We start from the raw sequence: 20446 nt of genomic DNA, 5'->3' as shown, positions 1-20446 counted from the left end.
TGGCCTCACGGCCAGGCCGCGCCGGGGGCAGAAGGCAGTACGGCGATCAGAAACAGCGACCGGAGCTCAGGAACCGAGGAAAGGCGATCCGGCGACCAGCTCGGATTCCTTTCCGTCGACGCCGACGGGGACATCACCCTCAAGAGTCACCCGGTAGAGAACCCGGTCGAACTCGAGGTGACTGAGGTCGGACGGCCCGAGGTGTGCGGTGGCCCGGTTGTCCCAGAAAGCGATGTCACCCGGGTTCCACTTGAACCGCACGGTGAACTCCGGCCGGGAGATCTGCTCGTAGAGGAGGTCGAGGACGCGCTGGCTCTGCCGGGCGGAGAGGCCGATGATGTTGTTGTCGCGGGCGGTGAAGCTGGGGCTGACGAACAGCGCCCGCTCACCCGTCTCCGGGTGTACCCGGACGACCGGGTGGATCGCGACGAGGGGATTCGAGGCGATCCGCTGCCCGTACACGCCGCTGTCGAAGATCGGCGCGTTGAAGCTGTGCCGGGCCCGCAGGCTGTCAGCCAGGGCCCGCAGCGGCTCGGGCAGCGCCTCGTACGCGGCCACCAGGTTCGTCCAGGCCGTGTCGCCGCCGTAGGGCGGCACGATGTCGGCGCGCAGGATCGAGCCGGCCGGCGGATTCACCAGCGCCGTCACGTCGGTGTGCCAGCCGTTGTCGTAGGTCGCCTTGCGCCTGTCACCGAAGAGCTTCGCATACCTCCGGCTGTCGATCGGGAGGATCTCCGGGTGCCCCTCCGGCGGCTCGGTCTCGTGTGGATGCGCCGGGGTGAGCAGGCCGAAACGCCGCCCGAACGCCACCTGCTGGGCGTGGTCCAGGTGCTGGTCGCGGAAGAACACCACCTTCCACTTCAGCAGGGTGGAACGGATCTCGGCGATGGTCGCGTCGTCAAGGTCCGCACGCAGGTCGACACCGTGGATCTCGGCGCCGGTATATCCCGACAACGGCCTGACGTCCAGACCCAGACTCTGGACAGTGCTGGTCATCTTTACACTCACCTTTCGGGCGCGAAGGCGCGTAAAAAGAGCAGGGCGCAACCACGCGGGTTGAAGGAACAAGGCCCACGGAACTCGCTGCACCGAATTCCGGGCGAATTCCATCTTCATACCGCAGTTAGCTCAGGTCAACAATTTCGGATCGAACAGAAATATTTCCAATCCACTACCGGAGTACGTCGCGAAAGCGGCCCATGCCGGCGGTGGCACCGGCACGGGTACCGGTCCACCGGCGTTGCGCAGCGTGCGCGGGCTCCGGTGGACGAAGTCCAGCACGGTCGCTCCCGCGGCGATGGCGAGGACGTCCACCCCGAAACTGCTCGGGCGCACGACGAGCTCCGGATCCCGGCACGTACGGGAATGCGCGGCTATCTCCTCGAACAGGTCCGGCAGCAGATGCGGACGATGAATCGTGCCGAGCTCGGTCAGGACCAGGACCTCGGGATCGAGCATGTCCAGCAACGTCGCCACGACTCTGGCGATAGCCCGGAGCCGACGGCGCAGCAGCTCGACGACCGCGCTCTCCCCCTCGGCGACCGCACGGAGAAGAAGACCGAGGTCAGGGCGCGGGATCACCCCGTGTTCGACCGCGGTCGCCACCAGGGCGCGATCGGAGAGGGCGACCTGCGCGCAGCCCCGGCCACCGCAGGGACACGGCTGGTCCTGACCGGCAAGGCGCAGGTGCGCCACGCCGCCGGCGGCTGAACGCAGCCCGCGGTGCACGACTCCGTCGGTGGCGATCGCGGCGTCCACGACATGGCCCACGAACAGGTGGACGAGGCTGGAGCGGGCACGGGGGTCCCCGAACAGGATCTCCGCCTGGGCCAGCGCGCGAGAGTGACCGTCCACGGTCACCGGCAGACCGGTACGGGCCGCCAGCAGCGGCCCCAGCGGCAGGTTCCGCCAGCCCAGCGGTTCGTGCTCGATGACAGTGCCGCTCCTGGTGTCGACGTGCCCACCGGTCACCACACCGAGACCGAGAACCCGACGGCTGCCCGCGTGCCGGCGCAGGAAGCCCGGCAGGTGGCGGGCGATCAGCGAAAGGGTGCTGTCGGCATCACCCCGGTGCGGCACCTGCTCCCTGGCCACCGTCCGCCCCCGCAGGTCCACCAGGCCAAAGGTGACGGAGGGAACCGCGATGTGCACGCCGCAGGCGAGATGAGTCTCGGTGTCGACATCGATCGGCACACTCGGACGTCCCGCGCGTGGCCCGCAGGCGGCTGCCGGCAGCTCCCGCAGCAGGCCCAGCGAGATGAGGTCCGCCGTCTGCCTCGACACCGCCGCGGGACTGAGGCCGGTCGCCGCGCCGATGTGGCTCCGGGCGACCGGCCCGTGGTCGAGAACCGTGCGCAGGACGGCCGCAGCCGAGCCGCCGCCCCGTGGCAGGTCGCGGCGGTCGTCGCCTGGTCCGAGGCCTGTGGAGCGGGGGGCTGTGGAGCGGGGGCCTGTGGAGCGGGGGCTTGATCGGGTGGTGGGTGGGCTCATGCGCCGAGTGGGCACGGGATCCTCTCTCCTACGCGCGTGTCTTCCGCCGGCAGCAACGGGCCCCGAGGGCGCGGCGGAACACCTCCCGCACCGGGCGAGGAGGCGGATGTGTGGCAAGCCGCTCGCGGTACCGGCAGTGCGCAACATTGACGGCGCACGGCACGGACCGCGGGTCGCGGACGCTGCTGCTCTGTCAGCCGGTGGTCTGACTCAGCTCGTGGTCGGACGACTCAGCTGGTGGTCTGACAGAGCGCGCTGGCAACGCGCCGAAGGTCGATATGAGCACGACAGACGAGGCGCAGGTGCTCACTCATGCGAGGAGGTTAGAAGACACACCCTCCATTTGTCAACTATTTCGGTGAACATATCGAGAATCTCGCGGACGTCCCGTAGCCGACCGACCGCTCGACCTGTCGCCCGATCACGCCTGGCCGCCGGCCCGCGATTCCGCCGCGGCCGACACAACAGAGCTCCTCGCTGTCGGGTCAGCCCCGGGCGGTCAGGACCCGCCTGAGTGCGCGTCCGGGGTGGGCCGTCGCCATCCCGCGCCGCCTGGCAGGTAGATCCGGAGCCGTTTCGCCGCGAGGAGACGCCGACGCGCCATGTGCGATCGTGTGACCGTCAGCCGCAGAACCATCAGGGGAGAGAACGTGACGGTGTCGCGCATCGAGGTCGGTCTCGTCAGTACCGACGAGACCCTGGTGAACTTCTTCGCCACCGTCTTCGACCTGGAGCGGCTCCCAGTGATCATCTCAAGTTCCGGAGCCGTCCACCCGCTCCAGGCACCCGGCGTGACAATCAAGATCATGGTTCCGCTGCGGCCTCCGACGGTGACCGAGCCACCCGCCGTCTTCATCGGCGCGACCGGTATTCGGTACCTCACCATGCACGTCACCGACCTGGGAACAATCACAGAGCGCGCCCTGGCCGGTGGCGGGCAACTGCTGACCGGCCCCATCGACCTTGGCTCCGGCGTACGCCTCGCGGTCTTCCGTGATCCTGACGGCAACGCCCTCGAGGTCGTCGAGGGTGCCCCCTGAACTGAGCCCTGCACCGGTCGCACGAACGCCTCACCGCACCAGTGGACCACCGGCTGCCCGGGACGGCGGATCCCTGACACCGAGCAGGAGGACTGAACCGATGCAAGATTTGGGAATCGAGTTTCTCAGCGTTTTCGGAATGCCGCCGACCGAATTCGTCTCCCTGGCCGCGGATCTCGGTTGCCGGCACATCTCCACCGGACTGGAATCCAATCCACACGGCACACTGGGCTACCCGCCTTTCTCGTTGCGCGACGATGCCGCACTGCGGCGGGAGATGATCGCGGCGATGCGCGACCGTGGCATCTCCATCTCACTCGGCGAGGGAATGAACGTCCGCCCGGGCTCCGATGTCCGCGGCCGGTTTCCGGACCTCGAGCTCATGGCCGAGCTGGGCGTACGGCGCGTCAACACCGTCTCTCTCGATCCCGATCCGGAACGCAGCGTGGAGCAGTTCGGGTATCTCGCCGAGATGGCGTCCTCCTTCGGCATGGAGACGACCCTGGAACCGAGTCCGGGCCTGACCATCGGAGATCTGCCGGCGGCGCTCGAGGCCATCCGCCAGGTCGGGCGGCCGGACTTCCGTCTCCTTGTCGACACGATGCACGTCGCCCGCGCCGGTTCCACCCCCGAGGACATCGCGGCTCTGGACCCGCATCTCGTCGGCTACATCCAGCTCAGCGACGCACCGCTGGCCCCCACCGGCACGGACTACGCAACCGAGGCGATGTTCGAACGGATGGTTCCCGGCACGGGTGAGCTGCCGTTGCTCGACATGCTCACGGCACTCCCCCGTGACCGGGTGATCGGCCTCGAGGTACCGATCCGCTCCCAGGCGGAGGCCGGCGTCAGTCCCGCTGACCGGCTCGCCCGCTGCGTCGAGGCGACTCGAGGCCTCCTGACCCAGCTCCAGCCTTCTGGTGGACAGCGTGCCATTCGAGATCGTGGCCCGGAAGGAGACCGGTGAACGTCTGGGTCACGGAATTCCCACATCCCCGCGAGCTATCTCGACCGCACTCATATCAAATCAGCACGGAGAAATCGAGAGGCTCACGCGGATGACCAGCAGTTCCCAGCTGACTGACGCCATCCGGCGGGTTGTCCCGCCGGATGGCGGATCATTCCAGCCATCCGGCACCTGCCACGGCTGCTATCGTGCCTCCAGTACCAGGCCTTGGCCCTCCGGAACCGCCGGGAGCGACGATGAATGTGCACAGTGACACGGAGACCGGTACGGAAAACGGTGACGGGAGGGTCGGCCCGCCGCCGCCTTTCGACGTCGAACTGGCCGCTGCCCTCGACAGTTTCAGAGCTCTGATGCCGCAGCCGATAGCGCTTGACTCCGTCCCGGAGATCCGCCAACAGATGTCGGCCATCTCCCCCACCGATGAGGACCTCGCGCGCGGGGGAGCTTTCACCGTCGAGACTGTCACGGCACCAGCCGGGGCGGACGGTTTCAGGTTACCGATGGTCCTGTGCCGGCCGACCGCGACCGATGTTCCGGCGGCGGCGATCTGTTTTCTGCACGGCGGTGGCATGATGATCGGAGACGCGCGGACGGGGATCTCCGAAGCGCTCGACTGGGCTCAGGAACTGGGGCTGGTGGTCGTGTCGGTGGACTACCGGCTCGCCCCGGACCACCCGCACCCGGTGCCCGTGGAGGACTGCTGCACCGGCCTGCTCTGGACGGCAGGCAGGCTGGCCGAGCTCGGTGTCGCCTCGGGCCGGCTCGTGGTCGCCGGCACCAGCGCGGGCGGTGGCCTGGCCGCGGCCGTGGCGCTGATGACCCGGGACCGCGGTGGGCCGGCGCTGGCCGGGCAGATGTTGCTGTGCCCGATGCTCGACGACCGCAACGACACCCCCTCGGCCCGGCAGATGGCCGGGCACGGTGTCTGGGACCGGACGTCGAACGAGACCGGGTGGACGGCGCTGCTCGGTGATCGGCGCGGCGGGCCCGCTGTCTCGCCGTACGCCGCCCCGGCCCGCGCACGGGACCTTTCGGGCCTGCCGCCGGCCTTCATCGACGTCGGCTCGGCGGAGACGTTCCGCGACGAGAGCGTCGCCTACGCCAGCCGGATCTGGCAGGCCGGTGGAAGCGCCGAACTGCACGTCTGGCCGGGCGGCTTCCATGGCTTCGACCTCATGGCGCCGCAGGCCCCGGTCTCGCAGGCCGCCAAGGCCGCGCGGATCAACTGGCTTCGCCGGCTTCTCGCAGGGTAGCGCCCGCGGCACTATTACCAGGTGAAGGAACTTGCCGGCCGGCTCGCAGCCCTGGACCCCGACGCAAGCGCCGCGGTACGTGCCGTCGTCTACTTCCGACCAGCTGGTCGAGGGCAGGGCCGGCCTGGAGGCGATCGTGCGCGGCGTGGCGCTGCTGACGGGCGCGCCGGCCCGTCTGGTGGACGGCCCCCGGGGCGTACACGTCGAGGTCGACCTCGACGGCTGCCGCCGGGCCGTCGCCACCGCCTTCGACAACAACTGGGTCAGCGTCCCGTTGATACCGGGCGAGCCAGCCGCGCTGTGGCTGGAACAGCCCGGTCCCGCCGGCCCCGTCGAGGCAGTTGTGCTCGAACGGGCAGCGGGCGCCTGCCGTGCCTTCTTCGAGCGGACGAGCGGCCGGCCGTCGGTGGTGGTCGCCGTGGACGGCGCCCGCCGGGCCGCGACCGAGGTTCTCCTGGACCAGGCGGCATCGCCACGCGCCCGGCGCATGGCGGGCGTCCAGCTCGGACTCGACCCGCGCGCCCCGGCCCGTGCGCTGGCCCTGGCGGACGGAACCACGCTGTTTGAAACCGTGCCGGCGGGCGCCCGGCGGGAGACGGTCACCGCGCGGGTGGCGGACCGGCGAACCGGTGTCGGACCGGCCGTTCCGGTGCTGGACCTCCCTTCGTCCTGGCACGCCGCCCGCACCGCACTGCGGTTCACCGCCCATGGCACGGCGATGGATCCTGGTCCGCGTCTGGTGCACGCGGACCAGCTCGGCGGGTTGGCGGTGCTTGCCACGGCGGTGGGCCCGGCCACGCCTGCGGCTCCTGACGTACAGGCACTGGAGCAGGCCGCCACAGCTGCCCCCTGGATGCTGACCACCCTGGAGGCGGTGACGACCAGCCCGAGCCTTCGCGCGGCAGCGGTCAGGCTCACGATCCACCACTCGACTTCGCAGGCAGGGGATGAGGTCCCGAGTACCCGGGGGCGAGGCGCCATGCCCTGCGAGTCCGGCCAGCGGTTCATCACGAACCCGGCCGGGACGCGCCGACGCATCCGGTGACCGGCACCGGTGTCAGGTCACCACCGCAGCGATCAACATCCGGCTCCGCCAACGATCTTTTGGAACAGTCCCCAGGCCCGCCTCACGATCAGGAGGAGGTCGGTTCGGACACCCGCTTCCCAGGGGTGAAGACAAGCGGGACGGACACCGGCGCCCGATTGAACGTCGACATGAAACCGATATCGGCACCCGGCCGCACCTGGATGTCGTTCAGTCGCCGGACGATCTCGACGAGCGCGACCCGCAGGTTCATCCGCGCGAGGTTCGAGCCGGCGCAGCGGTGCGGCCCGGCGCCGAAGGCGACATGCGCGTTCCTGGCTCGCTCGAGGTCGAACACGTCGGGGTTGTCGAACTCGGCCTCGTCGCGGTTGGCGGAGACCCAGTACATGAGTACCTTCTCGCCCTGCCGGATCAGCCGGCCGCCCACCTCGGTGTCGTTCCGAGCCGTGCGGGCGATGCACACGAAGGATCCGTCGAGCCGCAGGAACTCCTCGACGGCGTTCGGAACCAGCTCCGGTCGCTCCCGCAACGCTGTCAGGATCTCGGGATGCTCGCAGAGCCGCAGCATCGCCATCCCCAACACACCGGCGGTCGTCTCGAGGCCGCCGAGGACCAGCAGCTGAATGGTTCCGACCACCTCCTCGGGGGTGATCGGGCGGCCCTCGATCCGTGCGGCCATCACGGCGTCGACAACGTCTCCCCGCGGGCCCTCACGGCGCCTTTCCTCGACGAACCGGCTGATCCAGCCGGCCAGTTTCAGCAGGCACTCCCTGGCCTCCGGGCGGTGCATCTGCGACGCCATGATGGCGTACCCGTTGACCTCGTCGAGGTCCTCGGCGGGGGCGTGTAGCGCCAGGTCGAAGAACGTCAGGCCGGGGAACGGCCGAGCGAACGCCTCCATGAACTCGCAGCTGCCGTCCTCGATGAAACCGTCGATGAGACGGTTCACCACCGCGCGGGTCGGTTCCTCCCACTCCTTCACGACCGTGGGCCGGAAATAGGGGTTCGTCAGCTGCCGGAACTCACGCTGCAGCGGCGGGTCGACCGTGACGGGGAGGATCTTCATCGGCGGCCCGGGGGGCGAGGGCACGGTGATGCCGCTTTCGGAGGTGAACGCCTTCCAGTCCTGGGCGACGCGGAGGACGTCCTCCTTCCGGGTGACCACCCAGAAGCCTCCGTGCTGGTCGCTGTGCGCCACCGGGCACCGGGAGCGGGCCCGGGCGAGCGTCGGGTGCAGCTCCCGGGCGAGGTCGGGCGACAGGTGGTCGAAGTGTTTCTCGACCCACTCGTCGTCGATCAGCACCGGGCCCGCGGTCCCTGTCTCCATCACACCTCACGCTCCTACCTGTGGCAGCCGTGCGGTTCGGGCCGGTTGCTGGCGCGGGCCAGTCACCGGCCGTCGCCGGGCGAACGCGCGAGCGTTCCGCTCCAATGTAGTGAGTACTTGCTCTCCGAGCCACGCATCGCTGGTGCCACCGGTATCAACGGCACCAGCGGTATCAACGGCACCACCGACCTCGCCGACACCACCGACCTCGCCGGCACCACCGGCTCCTCCGCACCTCGTCTCCCGGACGGTGGCGCTCCGGCCCGTCAGCCGGCGGCGGCGTTGGTGCCGTCCGCGCGCAGTACCCCACGCCGGATCAGCTCGTCTATCACCTGCTCGGCCGCGGCGCGGGTGTCCTGCAGGCGGGCCCGCGAGGCCTTCCGCGGATCACCGGCGACGATGGCGTCGACGACCCGCCGCTGAGCCTCGACGATCTCCCCGGGGGCACGGCGGTCGCTCTGGCGCGCCGCCCATTCCAGGAAGCCGCCGGCTCCACGGAGATCCGCGAGCAGGCGCGGGGTGGCTCCCGCACGGTGCTGGAGCAGGACGATCTCGGCGGCGAGGTCCAGCAGGCGCCCGCTGTCAGCGCTGTCGGCGTTGTCAGCGCCGCTGTCGTCCAGCGCCCGGAGCAGGTCCTGGAGCCGGGCGAGGATCTCGGGGTCGCGGTCCTTCGCCACCCGCGCCGCCGCGACTCCGCCCAGGAGGCCCAGGACGTGGAAGTCCGCGCGCAGCGTGCGGGCGTCGAAGTGCTGAACGAACGCCACCCGGTGCACGCGGGTCGCGATCAGGCCGTCCCGCTCGAGGAGCACGAGGGCCTCCCGGACAGGGGTGGGGCTCACCCCGAGGGTCGTGCCGATCCGCTCGACGTCGACGCGGTCGCCGTAACGGAGGCTGCCGGCGAAGATCTCCCTCTGCAGGTACTCGACGACCGCAGCGCTCGTTCTGGTCCGCCGCAACGCGGCTTCTGCCACCACATCGCCCATCGTGGTCGACACCGGCCCCGGTGGGCAATCAACAATCAGAAATTGGCGATTGCGGTCCGGAGGTAAGTGAGCATACGCTCAGGTTCTGACGCAGCACGACCGCTCTGACGCAGCACGACCGCGGCCGCACCGACCGAAGGAGATCCGCATGAGCGAACTGGCTGGTCTGCGCGTGGTTGACGCCGACGCACACATGACCGAACGTCACGACCTGTTCACCGAACGGGCGCCGAAGGGGTACGAGGACCGGGTCCCCCACGTCGAGCGGATCGACGGCACGGACATGTGGGTCATCGAGGGCAAGACGTTCGGCAAGGCCGGCTCCGGCGGCACCGTCGACCACGACGGGAAGAAGCACGCGTTCCGCGACTCCCAGGGCGGCTCGTGGGGCATCCGCGACGTGCACCCGGCCGCGTGGGACCCGAAGGCGCGACTGGCCCTGATGGACGAGATCGGCATTCACACGCAGGTCCTGTACCCGAACGCCATCGGCATCGGCGGCCAGAACCTGCGCAACTCGGTGCAGGACCCGGTGCTGCTCCGGCTCTGCGTCGAGCTCTACAACGACGCGATGGCCGAGGTCCAGGCCGAGTCGGGCAACCGGCTGCTGCCCATGCCGATCATGCCGGCGTGGGACGTCGAGTCCTGCGTCCGCGAGGCCGAACGGTGTGCCGCCCTGGGCTACCGCGGCGTCAACATGACCGCCGACCCCCAGGACTCCGGATCACCGGATCTCGGCCACCGCGACTGGGATCCGTTCTGGGAGATCTGCGCCGGTCTGCAGCTGCCGGTGCACTTCCACATCGGCGCCAGCCAGACCTCGCTGTCGTACTTCGGCACCACGTACTGGCCCAGCCAGGACGACTACGTGAAGCCCGCCATCGGCGGCGCGTCGCTGTTCCAGAACAACTCCCGGGTCCTGCTCAACAGCGCCTACTCCGGGATGTTCGACCGGCATCCCGCGCTCCAGATGGTCTCCGTCGAGAGCGGCATCGGCTGGGTGCCGTTCATGCTCGAGGCGATGGACTACGAGCTCGAGGAGAACGCGCCCAGGCACGCCGCGAAGCTGCGGAAACTCCCCTCGGAGTACTTCCGCGACAACTGGTACGCGACCTTCTGGTTCGAGACCGGCCGCGGCGACCTGCAGCACCTCATCGACCAGGTCGGCGAGGACAGGATCATGTTCGAGACGGACTTTCCGCACCCCACCTGCCTGCACCCCGACCCCCTCGGGATCGTCAGCGAGAAGATCCTCAGCCTCCGTCCGGAGACGCGGGAGAAGGTCATGGGCGGTAACGCGGCCAAGCTCTACCGGATCTAGGCGAACGGTGCGGGTCCTGGTGGTGGGCGGGACGGGGCCCACCGGGCCGCACGTCGTACGCGGTCTCCTCACCCGCGGCGACGACGTCACGATCTTCCATCGGGGCTCCCACGAACCGCCCGAGCTGGCCGAGGTCGAGCACATCCACGGCGATCCCCATTTCCGCGCGTCGATCGATGCCGCCCTCGGCACGCGGGACTTCGATGCCGTGGTGGCCATGTACGGGCGGCTCAGGCAGCTGGCGCCCGCGCTGGCCGGGAGATGCGGCCGGTTCGTCGCCGTCGGCGGGGTGCCCGTGTACCAGGGGTTCTTCCCGAGCCCCGGCCAGAGCCCGCTGCCGGTCCCGGTGACCGAGGATCATCCGGTCGTCCGGGACGGCACCGGCCCGGCGGCGGGAGCAGCGACGACGGAGGCAGCGACGGCGATGGCGATGGCGGCGCCGACGGCCCTGGCGTTCTCCAGCCGGCTCGCGGAGGCCGAGGCCGCCGTCTTCGCGCACCACACGGGGGCGACAGTCGTGCGTTTCCCGATGCTGTTCGGGCCGAACAACCCCCGGCCGGCCGAGTGGTCGGTGGTGCGGCGGGTACGCGACAGCCGTCCTTTCATGATCCTTCCGGACGGTGGCGGTCAGATCCACACCCGCTGCGCCGCTGCCAACGCGGCCGCGTTCGTCCTGGCCGTGGTGGGTGCCCCGGCGGTGGCCGGCGGTCAGGTCTACAACGCGGGCGAGGCGACGAGCTGGTCGCTCCGCGACTGGGCGACGACCATCGCCCGGCTGATGGGAGCCGACCTGGAGCTGGTCGGGCTGCCCCGGGAGATCGCCGTCGAGGCCACCACCACGCTGCTCCCGCTCGCCGGCACCACCGCGACCCATGTCGTCGTCAGCACCGAGAAGGCGCGCCGCGAGCTGGGCTACACCCCGGCTGTCGACCCGCTCGACGCACTGGCCGCACTCGTCGACTGGTACGGCGAGCACCCCGACTTCGACCCGGCCGCCAGCCCGTCGTTCACCGACCGGTTCGACTATGCCGGCGAGGACGCACTGCTCGCCGAGTACCGCGCGGCGGCGGCGAGGCTGGCCACCGTGGTCGAGCAGCGCGCGGCACCGCCGGTGCACAGCATGCCCCACCCGCAGGAACCCGGAAAAGCGGACCACCGCGGCCGCTGAGGGAGGACATGAGTGGCCACTCACCCAGTTTTCCACGGTTACCGCCATGTCTGACCGGCTCACCACCCGAGTCGCCGTCGTGACCGGCGGCGCCAGCGGCATCGGCCGGGCCAGCGTGCTGCGCTTCCTCGCCGAGGGCGCCCGGGTCGTCTTCGGCGACCTCAACGAAGCGAACGCCGGCCAGCTGCTGGACGAGGTCGCCGACCCGGCCCGTGTCCGGTTCGTGCCCACCGACGTCACCGACGAGGCGGACGTGGCCGCGCTCGTCGGCGCCGCCGTGAACGCCTTCGGCCGGCTCGACATCGTGTTCAACAACGCCGGTATCGGCGGAGCCTTCGGGCCGCTGGTCGAGACCGACCCGGCCGACTGGGACCGGACCTTCGCCGTGATCAGCCGCGGGGTGTTCCTCGGGACGAAGCACGCCGCCCGAGCGATGATCGCCCAGGGTGACGGCGGAGTGATCGTGAACAACGCCTCCGTCGCCGGGATGGGTGGCGGTGGTGGCCTGACCGCCTACTCGGCGGCCAAGGCCGCGGTCATCAACTTCACCGCCAACGCCGCCGTCGAGCTCGCCGCCCACCGCATCCGGGTCAACGCGGTCTGCCCCGGCCTGGTCGACACCCCGCTGGTGATGGGCCGGGACGCCGCCGCCATCGAAGCCCGGCTGGCCACGTTCCAGCCGTGGCCGGAGCTCGGCCGGCCGGAGGACATCGCCGGCCTCGTGGCCTTCCTCGCCGGCCCGGACAGCGTCTTCCTCACCGGGACGGCGGTGCTGGCCGACGGCGGCATGGTCGCCTGGGGCCCTCGCATGACCGGAACGTCGGATCCCCGCGGCCGGACCCGCAGCTTCGTCGGCTTCACCGAGAGCTCGACCGGCCGGCCCTCAACCAGGCGGCCCGTCGCCGACGCCTGACGTGGAGCCCGGGCCGACGTGGGTGGCCAGCCACCGCAGCATCCGGTCCCAGGCGTCGCGGGCGGCCTGCGGGTGGTGGGTCGAGGGCCGCTCGGGCGTGTGGAAGGCATGCTGCGCGCCCGGATAGCTGATCAGCTCGGTCGGCACCGAGGCCCCGGCGACCGCGGCACGCAGCCGCCCGATCTCCTCCAGCGTGACCCAGGTGTCGTTCTCGCCGTACAGCCCGAGCCACGGGGTGCGCAGACGGCCGGCGACGTCCAGCAGCGGCGGCGCTCCGGACCAGTAGGGCTCGGTGACGGCGCCGCCGTAGAAGGACACCGCGGCGCCCAGGCGGCGGCGCGCGGCGGTGAGGAACGCCGCTGTACCACCCATACAGAAGCCGATCACCGCGGTCCGGCCCGGTGGGAACCCGGCCGCGGCCAGGTGCTCCAGGCACGCGTCCAGGTCGGCGGCGATGCCGTCGGCGGTCAGGGTCCGCATCTTCGCGGCGCCCTCGGCCACGGGCACCTCGGCAGTGCCGTCGCGGTGGTAAAGGTGCGGCGTCAACGCCAACCATCCCTCGTCACGCAACTGCTCGCACACCGAGAGCACGTACCCGGTGATCCCTCGCGCGTCCGCGAGGACGATGACCGCACCGCGAGCCGCGGACCCCAGCCCGGACGTGGACGTCGCGGGCCGCGGAGCGGCGACAGTCACCGGGACGCCCGCGCCCGGCTTCCCCTCTCCCGCGGTCTCCCCCGCTGCGTGGCCACCGGCGTCCGTCCCGCCACTCGCGGCAAGGCGCATCGTCTCGAGCGTCATGGCGCCATCATCCGGCATGCCCTACACGAGGCATCGGTCATACCCGGCCCCGCCCGGGGACGCGCGCATCGCACCGTCAACGCCGATGTCGCGGCCAGCCGCGGACGGCTGGGATCTGACACATCCCACAGCGTCACGGCGTGCCCGTCGAACTCAGTGACCGCCAGGAGTGCATCGTCAGAGCCGAACACGGGGTCGTCCACGCCGCCAGCTGATTCGGTGACGACGGCGGCGAGAGTCGGCCGGATGGGCCTGCGGCGCTCCCCCGGAGCATGCCGCTGCCAGCACGAGGTGGCCATGGCCGCCACCGCGGGACCCGCTGCCCGGTGAGCGTCATTCCGACACATTGCCCGCTCCGGAAGCACTTGCGGGCCCAGAAGTAGCCCGATAAAGTTCTCGTTGGTGTGCCGGGAAGTCTGGTCGGCGAAGCAGTTCGTGCTGTCCATCGCTGCATTGCGCCGACCTTCCCTGGAGGCCTCTGGTCATCCTCGTGTTCGCTGCCGTGTCCGGTCCGCAGGCCGGGCGTAGCCATTTGTCGATGCTTGTTCCGTGGGCTGGCGGACATTCGCTGTCGTGCTGCCACGGATCATTGCGCGCTGCTCCGAAAGAGGACGCCGTGCCCTTCCCGGGACACCCGTGAGCACCCTTCCGCCGCCTGTCGAGCAGCTCCGGATCAGTCGTGGAACGGTCCCGACAACCGTTCTGTGGGCGATCGCCCTGTGGACCTTCTTCATGATCGACGGTATCGTTTTTGGTCTTGTCATCGTCGGCCTGGCCGTCGCGTCTCACGACTGGTTGTTCGGTGCCGCACCGTTCATCGGCCTGCTTCTTGCGCTACTCATCCCGGTTCTCCGCAGCGCACGCCCACCGGGCCGGGCGCTGCGACCGGACGATGAACCCGACCTGGCCGTCCTGATACGCCGGGCCGCCGAACGGATGGCTTTCGACGCTCCGCTCGCCTTCCGGGTTCTACCGACTCCGGTGGCTCTGGTGCACCCGGGGTTGGGCAGTCGGTCACCGAGCCTGCTCCTCGGCTGGCCCCTCCTGCGTGGGCTCACCGCGGCGCAGCTCACGGCCATCATCGCCCGGGAGATCGCCCGTCATCAGCTGACCGGCCGGCGCGAAGGAGCGCTGGCGTCCACCCGCGGCATGGTCGCGCAGGCGCTTGCCAGCCGCTTTCCCCCGCGCCGCGCCGTCGCCGCTGCGCTGCTGAACGCTACGCAGCGATACCGCTGGCGGGTGGAGCTCGCGGCGGACGCACGGGCCGCCGAGGTCCTCGGTACCACCGAAGTCAGCTCCGCCCTGACCCGCGCAACGCTGGTCGCGGCAGCGTTCGACCACCTCGGCGGGCACGGGACCAAGGTCCTTGCCCAGCAGCGGACTTTTCCCAAGAACCTGTACGACATCCTCGACGAGAGTCTCGATGATCCACACGTCGTCCGATGGGTCTTCGCGGGCATCCTGACGGACGAGATCAGGGACCCCTGGGCCGCGCAGACCCGGCTTCCGCTGCAGCCGCGGCTGGCTGCCCTGACGGAGTCATCGGCCCCCACTCCCCCCAGAGCTGAGATCGGCAACGCCGCGCCGCCCCGTACCGAACGCGCCGAGGCAGCCCGCTGCCGGCCTGTGAGCGGGCCCGGTGAACCCGCCGACAGGCCGGTGGGCATTCACCAGGCCGACGACCTGAACCGGTGGGCGCCGCGGAATCTGCTCGCCGGCTCCGACCAGGTCGCGCTTGTCCCTACCCGCGTGCCGAACCACCCGGCCGACCTGTTCGGGCCCCTCGACGGGACACCTGCCACCCTGCGGCACGTGACGGGCCGTGACACGGCATCGGGCGCGCTGGCCGCCGCGGTCGACGCCCTGGAGTCCGGTCCACCTCCCGCGAGCGCACCCCCTGCAGGTGGCCTGTGGCGAAGCCGGGCGGGAACCGACATGGACTGGCGCGGCCTCGCCCGCCGCATCAACCCGTCGATCCGCGCCGAGCCACCGCCGGGGCGCGACGCGATCGCCCGTGCGATCCTCGCTGGCTACCTGGGCCGCCTGATCAGCAGGATGCTGGTCGACTCCGGCTGGGAGCGGGCGAGCCGATGGGTGACCACCGTGGTCGTCTCCCCCGACGGCCGGACCATCGACGTACGGGAGCTGATCGAGCACGCCGTGGATTCCGGCGACGCGGCTCCGGTGCGCGCGCTGATCGCGGCAGGCGACGACACCGAAGCCGTCAGGGCGGCAGGGGCGTGACGGGGCTCGACCACGCCCCCCGTGCGGGACGGGCGGGCCTGATCGGCCGGCGTCCGGTCCTGCGGGTGGCGCTCCTCGGTATCTCGGTCGCCCTGGTCGGGTTCACGGTGATCGTCAGTGACACCGCGTGGCGGACGCACCGATACGACACCGCCCGCGCCCGGGCGACCGCCGTCGCCGACGGCACGGTGGTCGAGGACCGGTACTACGAGCACTTCGACCTCCGGGCCCGCTGGGTCGACGCCTCAGGTCGCGAGCACGTGCAGCGGTTCGAGGTCGATCATCGATATCGCGTCGGTGAGCGGTTCACCGTCGCCTACGACCCGAACGACCCCTCCCCGCGGGGCTTCCCCGCGGACTCGGGAACGGACCGTGACAACGACATCCCGCTCCTCTTCCTCGGCTATGCCGCCGCAGTCGCGGTCGGGGTGCCGCTGTGGTGGGCAATACGCGGCCTGCGCTTCCGGCACGCCGCCGAACACCCCGGCCGCGCCATGGTCGCCCATCCCCGGGTCGGAAAGGACACCGCCGGAGCGGGCATCACCCATCCAAGTACCTGGCTCATTCTGAACGACATCGGAAACCCGGTGCCCTACGGCTGGCAGCGGGTGATGTGGCACCCCGCCGTCGAGCAGATACCGGACAGGGCCGAGGCGATCGTACGAGGCAGGGCGTCGGAGTCAGGGCCGGTGGGCCCGCTCGCCGTCGAACTGCCCGGCGGTGTTCGCCTCACACCCATCGGCAAGGTCCGGCGGGAGCCACCCAGACGCTTCCGCCTGACCTCCCGCCCCGGCGTCAGAGTCGATGTCGGGCCCGGCGGCAGCATCGTCATCGTTCGCGAGGATCCCCCGCCCCACCCCCGCCGGTGGTGGCGCCGTACTCCGCGTCTCGTGCTCGTCGGCACCCTGCTGGGCGGAGCGCTCGGCTACGGGCTGGACGGCGCGGTCACCGTCATCCCCGGCGCCGTGCTCATGTCCACCATCCTGCTGACCGGCTGGATGCTGAGCGGGGGAGAACCGTGAGCGGACATCCCTGGCCCCCCGGGCCTGTCCAGGAGTGCCCGTGCGGTGTTCCGCGGGGAGCCACCTGCACCCTCGTTCCGTCTGCCCGGGAGCCGCAGCGATGTCCGATCTGATTGTCCCGGTTGTCTTCGCCGTGGCCTGGGCCCTGGCCGCCGGTTACTACCTGGCCGAGGTCGTCCGTAAGCGGCCGTTCCGGCACCGGCCGTTCGCGGGGCGAGCAACTCGTTCGCAGTCGCTGGCCCTGACGCTGCTGTTCGCTGGCCTGGCTCTGAACCCGACCGCGGCCCTGCTGCGCGACCACCGGACGCTCTCCATCTCGCTTTCCGTCCTCGGCCTGCTCTGCCTCGCCGCCATGATGGTCGTGTTCGTTGTCCAGGGGTGGAGGAGCCCACAGGGCCCGGAGGCCCGATCCGGCAGGCTCCACCCGGCCCATCCGACCGAAGGCAGCGAGGATGCGCGGGCGGGTGCGCCCGACTGAAGCGCCTGCACCAACAAAAGCACTACAGTCCGTCATTATCTCGGGACAAGCCGGCTCGGTCGAGGTTCAGGCGCCGGGGTCCCAGGCGAGCTGGGTGAGGTCGACGGCTTCGGACTCGGTGGGCCGTTCGAGGGCTGTGACCGTCGCCCAGCCCTGTCGGAGCAGGGTGACGTCGGTGCCCGGACCGGCCTCCTCCGAGGTCTCGCTGAAGGTGGTGGTGAGGTAGCCGCGTCCCCGTTCACCGATCCGGGCCTGCACCGCGCCGAAGTGCGCCAGAACCGCCGGCCGCAGTCCGCGCAGCCGCTCGGACGGCAGGTCGGGCACGTTCACGTTGAGCACGAACGGCGCGCCGCGGTACGCCAGCAGCCAGTCGACGGCACGGCCCGCGACCAGCGCCGACGACTCCCAGTGAACGGGCTGCGCCGCGGCGCACGAGACAGCCAGTGCGGGCAGGCCGTGGGTGACCGCCGTGAGAGCCGCCCCGACCGTGCCGGAGTGCAGCACGGCCTGCCCGGTGTTCGGTCCGTGGTTGACACCCGTGAGCACGACGTCGGGTACCGGGCCGAACGCGCCGCGGACACCCACGAAGACGATCAGCGCGGGCGACGCGCGGACGGACAGCGCTGGCAGATCCGGGACGCCGTCGAGCGCGCGTTCCTCCACCAGCAGGCGCCCCTGCGACTCCAGCGCGGACAGGGAGGCGCTGCTCCCGCTCCGCTCGCCGTCCGGCGCCGCCACGGTCACGTCGAGACCGCACGCGACGGCGGTCCGGACGAGGGTGCGCAGTCCGCCGCTGTCGACACCGTCATCGTTGGTGATCAGCGCGTGCATCAGCGCGTGGCGCCCTCGCTCGCCGGGCAGATCTCCACCCGGGCCGCCAGGCGTTCGATCAGGTCCCGTTCGCCGGTGGCGAGCCCGTGCCGGGTCGTGTTCAACGCACCGGCCGCCGCCCCGAGGCGCAGCGCCTGGTCGATGTCCGCCCCGCGTGCCAGGGCGGCCGCGACACCGGCCGTCATCGAGTCACCCGCACCACGGTGGTCGAGCATGGTGAACCGGGGCGTGCGGATCTCGGCCGCGCGGTCGCCGACCAGTGCCAGCGCCGGTTGCTCCGCGCGGGACACGATCACCGTCTCGGCACCGGAACGGGCCAGCTCCCCCATGACCGCCCGCAGCTCGTCCGGGTCGTCGGAACCGGCGTGCCCGTCCCGGACAAGATCGTCATGGCTGACCTTGAGCACCGCGACCCCGCCCTCCAGCGCCGCCGTGAGGCACTCCCCCGACAGGTCCGCCACCACCCGGGTACCCGCCTCCGTGAGGTCCGCCGCCAGCCGGCGGTAGGTGTCGACGGGCAGCACACCCTCACCGTCAGGGCCACCGAGAACCGCCACACCGGCGTCAAGCCCTTCGACCAACGCCGTGTTGTACAGCCCGTCGAGTTCGTGGCGGGTAAGCGGCGGTGCCGGAGTCGTCGCCACGGCCTCGCGCCGCCCCCCGCGGCGGTCGTGGATGTAGCCCCCGTTGTCGCTGCCCACCGCAACCGGCCGGAAGGCGACACCGCTGCGTCCCAACAGGGTCATGAGCACCTCGCCGGTCTCCCCGCCGAACGGCGCGCACAGCCGGGCCTCGACGTCCAGCACCATCATCAGGTGCGCGATCCACACCCCCTGACCGCCCGCGTGCAGGTGGATGTCACTCTCCCCGTCCGGTCGCGCCTCGATCGTCACCGTCAGCAGTGGTGACGGGGCGAACACCATGACCCGCGGTGATCGGGTTCGTTCTCCCCCGGTCGTCCGTGGTTCGGGGCGCGTCGTGACGGATGCAGCCACGCGGTGACTGTTCCCGCCCGGCGGGCCCCGACACACCCTGCCGCCCTGCCGATGGGCCCGGCGTGTGTCCGCGGCAGTGCCCCACCCCGCGCCGTGGCGCGACGTGCCCGTCCGTGGACCTGCGCTCTCAGCGGCGGGAAGTTCGGACGTCCAGCCAGACCAGCCGGTGGTCGGAGCTCGGGAACGGGTAGGTGCCGGTGAGCCGGGACAGCGGGTCCGAGGACAGCGGCCAGAACACCCCGGCGCCCGCGACGGCGAGGGTGCGCGACGGCAGGACGTAGTCGGCGCGCAGGTTGCCCGGGGCCGTGTCCGCGAAGTCGGCCGTGTCCTGGGCAGGGTCGCCGCGGTGGGTGGCATTGGCACCGCCCTGCAGTGCGGCGGCCTCGACGGCACCGGCGCTCGTCGGGGTGGCCGAGCCATTCACCCAGCGGCTGTTGAGCAGCTGGGTCGCAGCGGAGGCAACACTGTCCCCGTCGAGCGGGTCGGCGTTCATGTCACCGGCGATCACGAACCGCTCGCCCGGCTTCAGCCCACCGCGGCGGCCCCGGTCATCGTGAATGTAGGAGCTCGCACCAGGGCGGATGTAGTCGGCCCAGAACCGGATCTCGTCGTGGTTACGCAGCCCGTTTCGGTCTTCCGGCCCGTCGAACGTGGGCGGGGTGGGATGGCTCGCCAGCAGGTGCACCGTCTCGCGGCCGATCCGGATCGGGACGTCCCAGTGGCTCTTCGAGGAAAGCCGGAAGGCCGCCAGCTCGCGCGGCGAGTACCAGTCGGCGGGTGCTGTCGTGGCCAGGTCGTCGGGCAGCAACGCGCCCGGCATGTCCTTCCAGCGGAAGTTCTGGAAGGTCCGGACGGCTCCGGTGTCAATGGGGAACCGCGAGTAGACGACCATTCCGTACTGCCCGGGGAAAGCGCCGAAGCCGAGGGAGTCGTCTCCGTAGCCGGCTGCTCCCGGGGTCGTGACGACCTGGCCGTCGTTGTTCAGGTCGAAGCCGGAGGCGACGCCGGTGTTACTCGGGGCGACGTACCGGTACGGATAACGCAGCGCCTGGGCGCCGCCTTGGCCCTTGGCCAGGTAGTTGTCGGCGAACAGCCGCGCGGCCACCGGGTCGTGGTCGAACTCGTTGATGAGCAGGACGTCCGGGTGGGCCCGCTGGATGATCTCGGCGACCGTCCGCGCCTGGGCATTATCCGGCGTCGACAGGTCCGTCCGCAGCTGGCCCGCCGTGGCCCGGTTGAGCGAGGCGTTGAAGGTGGCGAACCGCAGGGTGCCGCCGCCTCTTCCATCGTAGCTGTTCAGCTGAGGTCGAGATTGAATGCGCTGTTCAGGCCGGGTGTGTGGTGGGTGGGAGCCACGCGCCGGTGGTGAACAGGCGGGTGAGGGCATCGAGGGTGTCGACGCCCCATTTGCTGGCGGTCGACAGGTAGGACTGCACAACAGCGAAGTCAGCGAGGCCTTGGAGCGTGCGCCAGCAGCCACCGGAGACCCGCTGCTGGATCTTGACGGGGCGGACGTCGCGTTCCGCGAGATTGTTCGAGAACGGGACCGTCAGGTCGGTCGCGAACCG

Annotated in this window: 19 protein-coding genes; 10 read left to right on the top strand and 9 right to left on the bottom strand. The window is 70.8% G+C overall.

Features of this window, described 5'->3' with window-relative positions:
* Nucleotides 1-66: 66 nt before the first annotated feature.
* Complete coding sequence (locus tag B207_RS0116675; RefSeq protein WP_018637703.1) at nt 67-996, bottom strand: TauD/TfdA dioxygenase family protein; 930 nt, start codon at nt 994-996, stop codon at nt 67-69.
* 132 nt (nt 997-1128) lie between these two features.
* Nucleotides 1129-2490, bottom strand: a complete 1362-nt coding sequence (locus tag B207_RS34215) for an ROK family transcriptional regulator (protein WP_018637702.1) — start codon at nt 2488-2490, stop codon at nt 1129-1131.
* A gap of 650 nt (nt 2491-3140) precedes the next feature.
* Between B207_RS34215 and B207_RS0116665 the strand changes: the two genes are divergently transcribed.
* The 4 genes from B207_RS0116665 (at nt 3141) to B207_RS34210 (ending at nt 6795) form a co-directional block, all read left to right on the top strand.
* Nucleotides 3141-3530, top strand: a complete 390-nt coding sequence (locus tag B207_RS0116665) for a VOC family protein (protein ID WP_026311131.1) — start codon at nt 3141-3143, stop codon at nt 3528-3530.
* Between the two features lie 100 nt (nt 3531-3630).
* Nucleotides 3631-4497: a sugar phosphate isomerase/epimerase family protein gene (locus B207_RS0116660; protein WP_035740957.1), complete on the top strand. Its 867-nt coding sequence runs from the start codon at nt 3631-3633 to the stop codon at nt 4495-4497.
* A 236-nt stretch (nt 4498-4733) separates the two neighbouring features.
* Nucleotides 4734-5750 (top strand): alpha/beta hydrolase, encoded by a 1017-nt coding sequence (locus B207_RS0116655; RefSeq protein ID WP_051102560.1) that lies wholly within the window; start codon nt 4734-4736, stop codon nt 5748-5750.
* A gap of 31 nt (nt 5751-5781) precedes the next feature.
* Nucleotides 5782-6795: a hypothetical protein gene (locus tag B207_RS34210; protein WP_230205059.1), complete on the top strand. Its 1014-nt coding sequence runs from the start codon at nt 5782-5784 to the stop codon at nt 6793-6795.
* A gap of 88 nt (nt 6796-6883) precedes the next feature.
* Here B207_RS34210 and B207_RS0116645 read toward each other — a convergent pair whose 3' ends face one another.
* Both B207_RS0116645 and B207_RS0116640 read right to left on the bottom strand, forming a co-directional pair.
* Nucleotides 6884-8122, bottom strand: a complete 1239-nt coding sequence (locus B207_RS0116645; RefSeq protein ID WP_018637697.1) for a cytochrome P450 — start codon at nt 8120-8122, stop codon at nt 6884-6886.
* Between the two features lie 266 nt (nt 8123-8388).
* On the bottom strand, nt 8389-9096 hold the full coding sequence (locus tag B207_RS0116640) for a GntR family transcriptional regulator (RefSeq protein WP_018637696.1): 708 nt from the start codon (nt 9094-9096) through the stop codon (nt 8389-8391).
* Nucleotides 9097-9253: 157 nt separating this feature from the next.
* Here B207_RS0116640 and B207_RS0116635 point away from each other — a divergent pair, with 157 nt between their 5' ends.
* From B207_RS0116635 to B207_RS0116625, 3 genes are read left to right on the top strand one after another with little or no spacing between them, the layout of a single operon-like run.
* The gene (locus tag B207_RS0116635; protein ID WP_018637695.1) at nt 9254-10426 is read left to right on the top strand and encodes an amidohydrolase family protein; all 1173 of its coding nucleotides are present in this window, start codon (nt 9254-9256) and stop codon (nt 10424-10426) included.
* A 7-nt stretch (nt 10427-10433) separates the two neighbouring features.
* On the top strand, nt 10434-11594 hold the full coding sequence (locus B207_RS0116630; RefSeq protein ID WP_018637694.1) for an NAD-dependent epimerase/dehydratase family protein: 1161 nt from the start codon (nt 10434-10436) through the stop codon (nt 11592-11594).
* A gap of 46 nt (nt 11595-11640) precedes the next feature.
* On the top strand, nt 11641-12507 hold the full coding sequence (locus tag B207_RS0116625) for an SDR family NAD(P)-dependent oxidoreductase (protein ID WP_018637693.1): 867 nt from the start codon (nt 11641-11643) through the stop codon (nt 12505-12507).
* On the opposite strand, the gene B207_RS34205 is transcribed toward B207_RS0116625, so the two are convergent.
* A complete protein-coding gene (locus B207_RS34205) occupies nt 12478-13308 on the bottom strand; it encodes a dienelactone hydrolase family protein (protein ID WP_018637692.1) in 831 nt (276 codons plus the stop codon). The genes B207_RS0116625 and B207_RS34205 overlap by 30 nt on opposite strands.
* 636 nt (nt 13309-13944) lie before the next feature.
* Between B207_RS34205 and B207_RS0116615 the strand changes: the two genes are divergently transcribed.
* The 3 genes from B207_RS0116615 (at nt 13945) to B207_RS0116605 (ending at nt 17052) form a co-directional block, all read left to right on the top strand.
* Nucleotides 13945-15552 (top strand): M48 family metalloprotease, encoded by a 1608-nt coding sequence (locus B207_RS0116615; RefSeq protein ID WP_018637691.1) that lies wholly within the window; start codon nt 13945-13947, stop codon nt 15550-15552.
* Nucleotides 15549-16574, top strand: a complete 1026-nt coding sequence (locus tag B207_RS0116610) for a DUF3592 domain-containing protein (protein ID WP_018637690.1) — start codon at nt 15549-15551, stop codon at nt 16572-16574. The genes B207_RS0116615 and B207_RS0116610 overlap by 4 nt, the downstream gene beginning before the upstream one ends.
* Before the next feature lie 100 nt (nt 16575-16674).
* Nucleotides 16675-17052 carry a hypothetical protein gene (locus B207_RS0116605; RefSeq protein ID WP_018637689.1) on the top strand — a complete coding sequence of 126 codons (378 nt, stop codon included), beginning with the start codon at nt 16675-16677 and terminating at the stop codon, nt 17050-17052.
* Between the two features lie 66 nt (nt 17053-17118).
* On the opposite strand, the gene surE is transcribed toward B207_RS0116605, so the two are convergent.
* From surE to B207_RS34195, 4 genes are all read right to left on the bottom strand, one after another.
* Nucleotides 17119-17883 carry a 5'/3'-nucleotidase SurE gene (gene surE, locus B207_RS0116600; RefSeq protein ID WP_018637688.1) on the bottom strand — a complete coding sequence of 255 codons (765 nt, stop codon included), beginning with the start codon at nt 17881-17883 and terminating at the stop codon, nt 17119-17121.
* The gene (locus B207_RS34200) at nt 17883-18806 is read right to left on the bottom strand and encodes a PfkB family carbohydrate kinase (protein ID WP_018637687.1); all 924 of its coding nucleotides are present in this window, start codon (nt 18804-18806) and stop codon (nt 17883-17885) included. Before B207_RS34200 ends, surE begins: the two co-directional genes overlap by 1 nt.
* A gap of 199 nt (nt 18807-19005) precedes the next feature.
* The gene (locus B207_RS0116590; protein ID WP_018637686.1) at nt 19006-20265 is read right to left on the bottom strand and encodes an endonuclease/exonuclease/phosphatase family protein; all 1260 of its coding nucleotides are present in this window, start codon (nt 20263-20265) and stop codon (nt 19006-19008) included.
* A partial coding sequence (locus B207_RS34195; RefSeq protein WP_018637685.1) for an IS66 family transposase occupies nt 20204-20446 on the bottom strand: 243 nt, incomplete at its 5' end. The genes B207_RS0116590 and B207_RS34195, both read right to left, overlap by 62 nt.

The organism is Parafrankia elaeagni (genome assembly GCF_000374165.1).
GTDB lineage: Bacteria > Actinomycetota > Actinomycetes > Frankiales > Frankiaceae > Parafrankia > Parafrankia elaeagni.
Note: the sequence above shows the minus strand (reverse complement) of the source record. Positions and strands in the feature narration are given on the sequence as shown.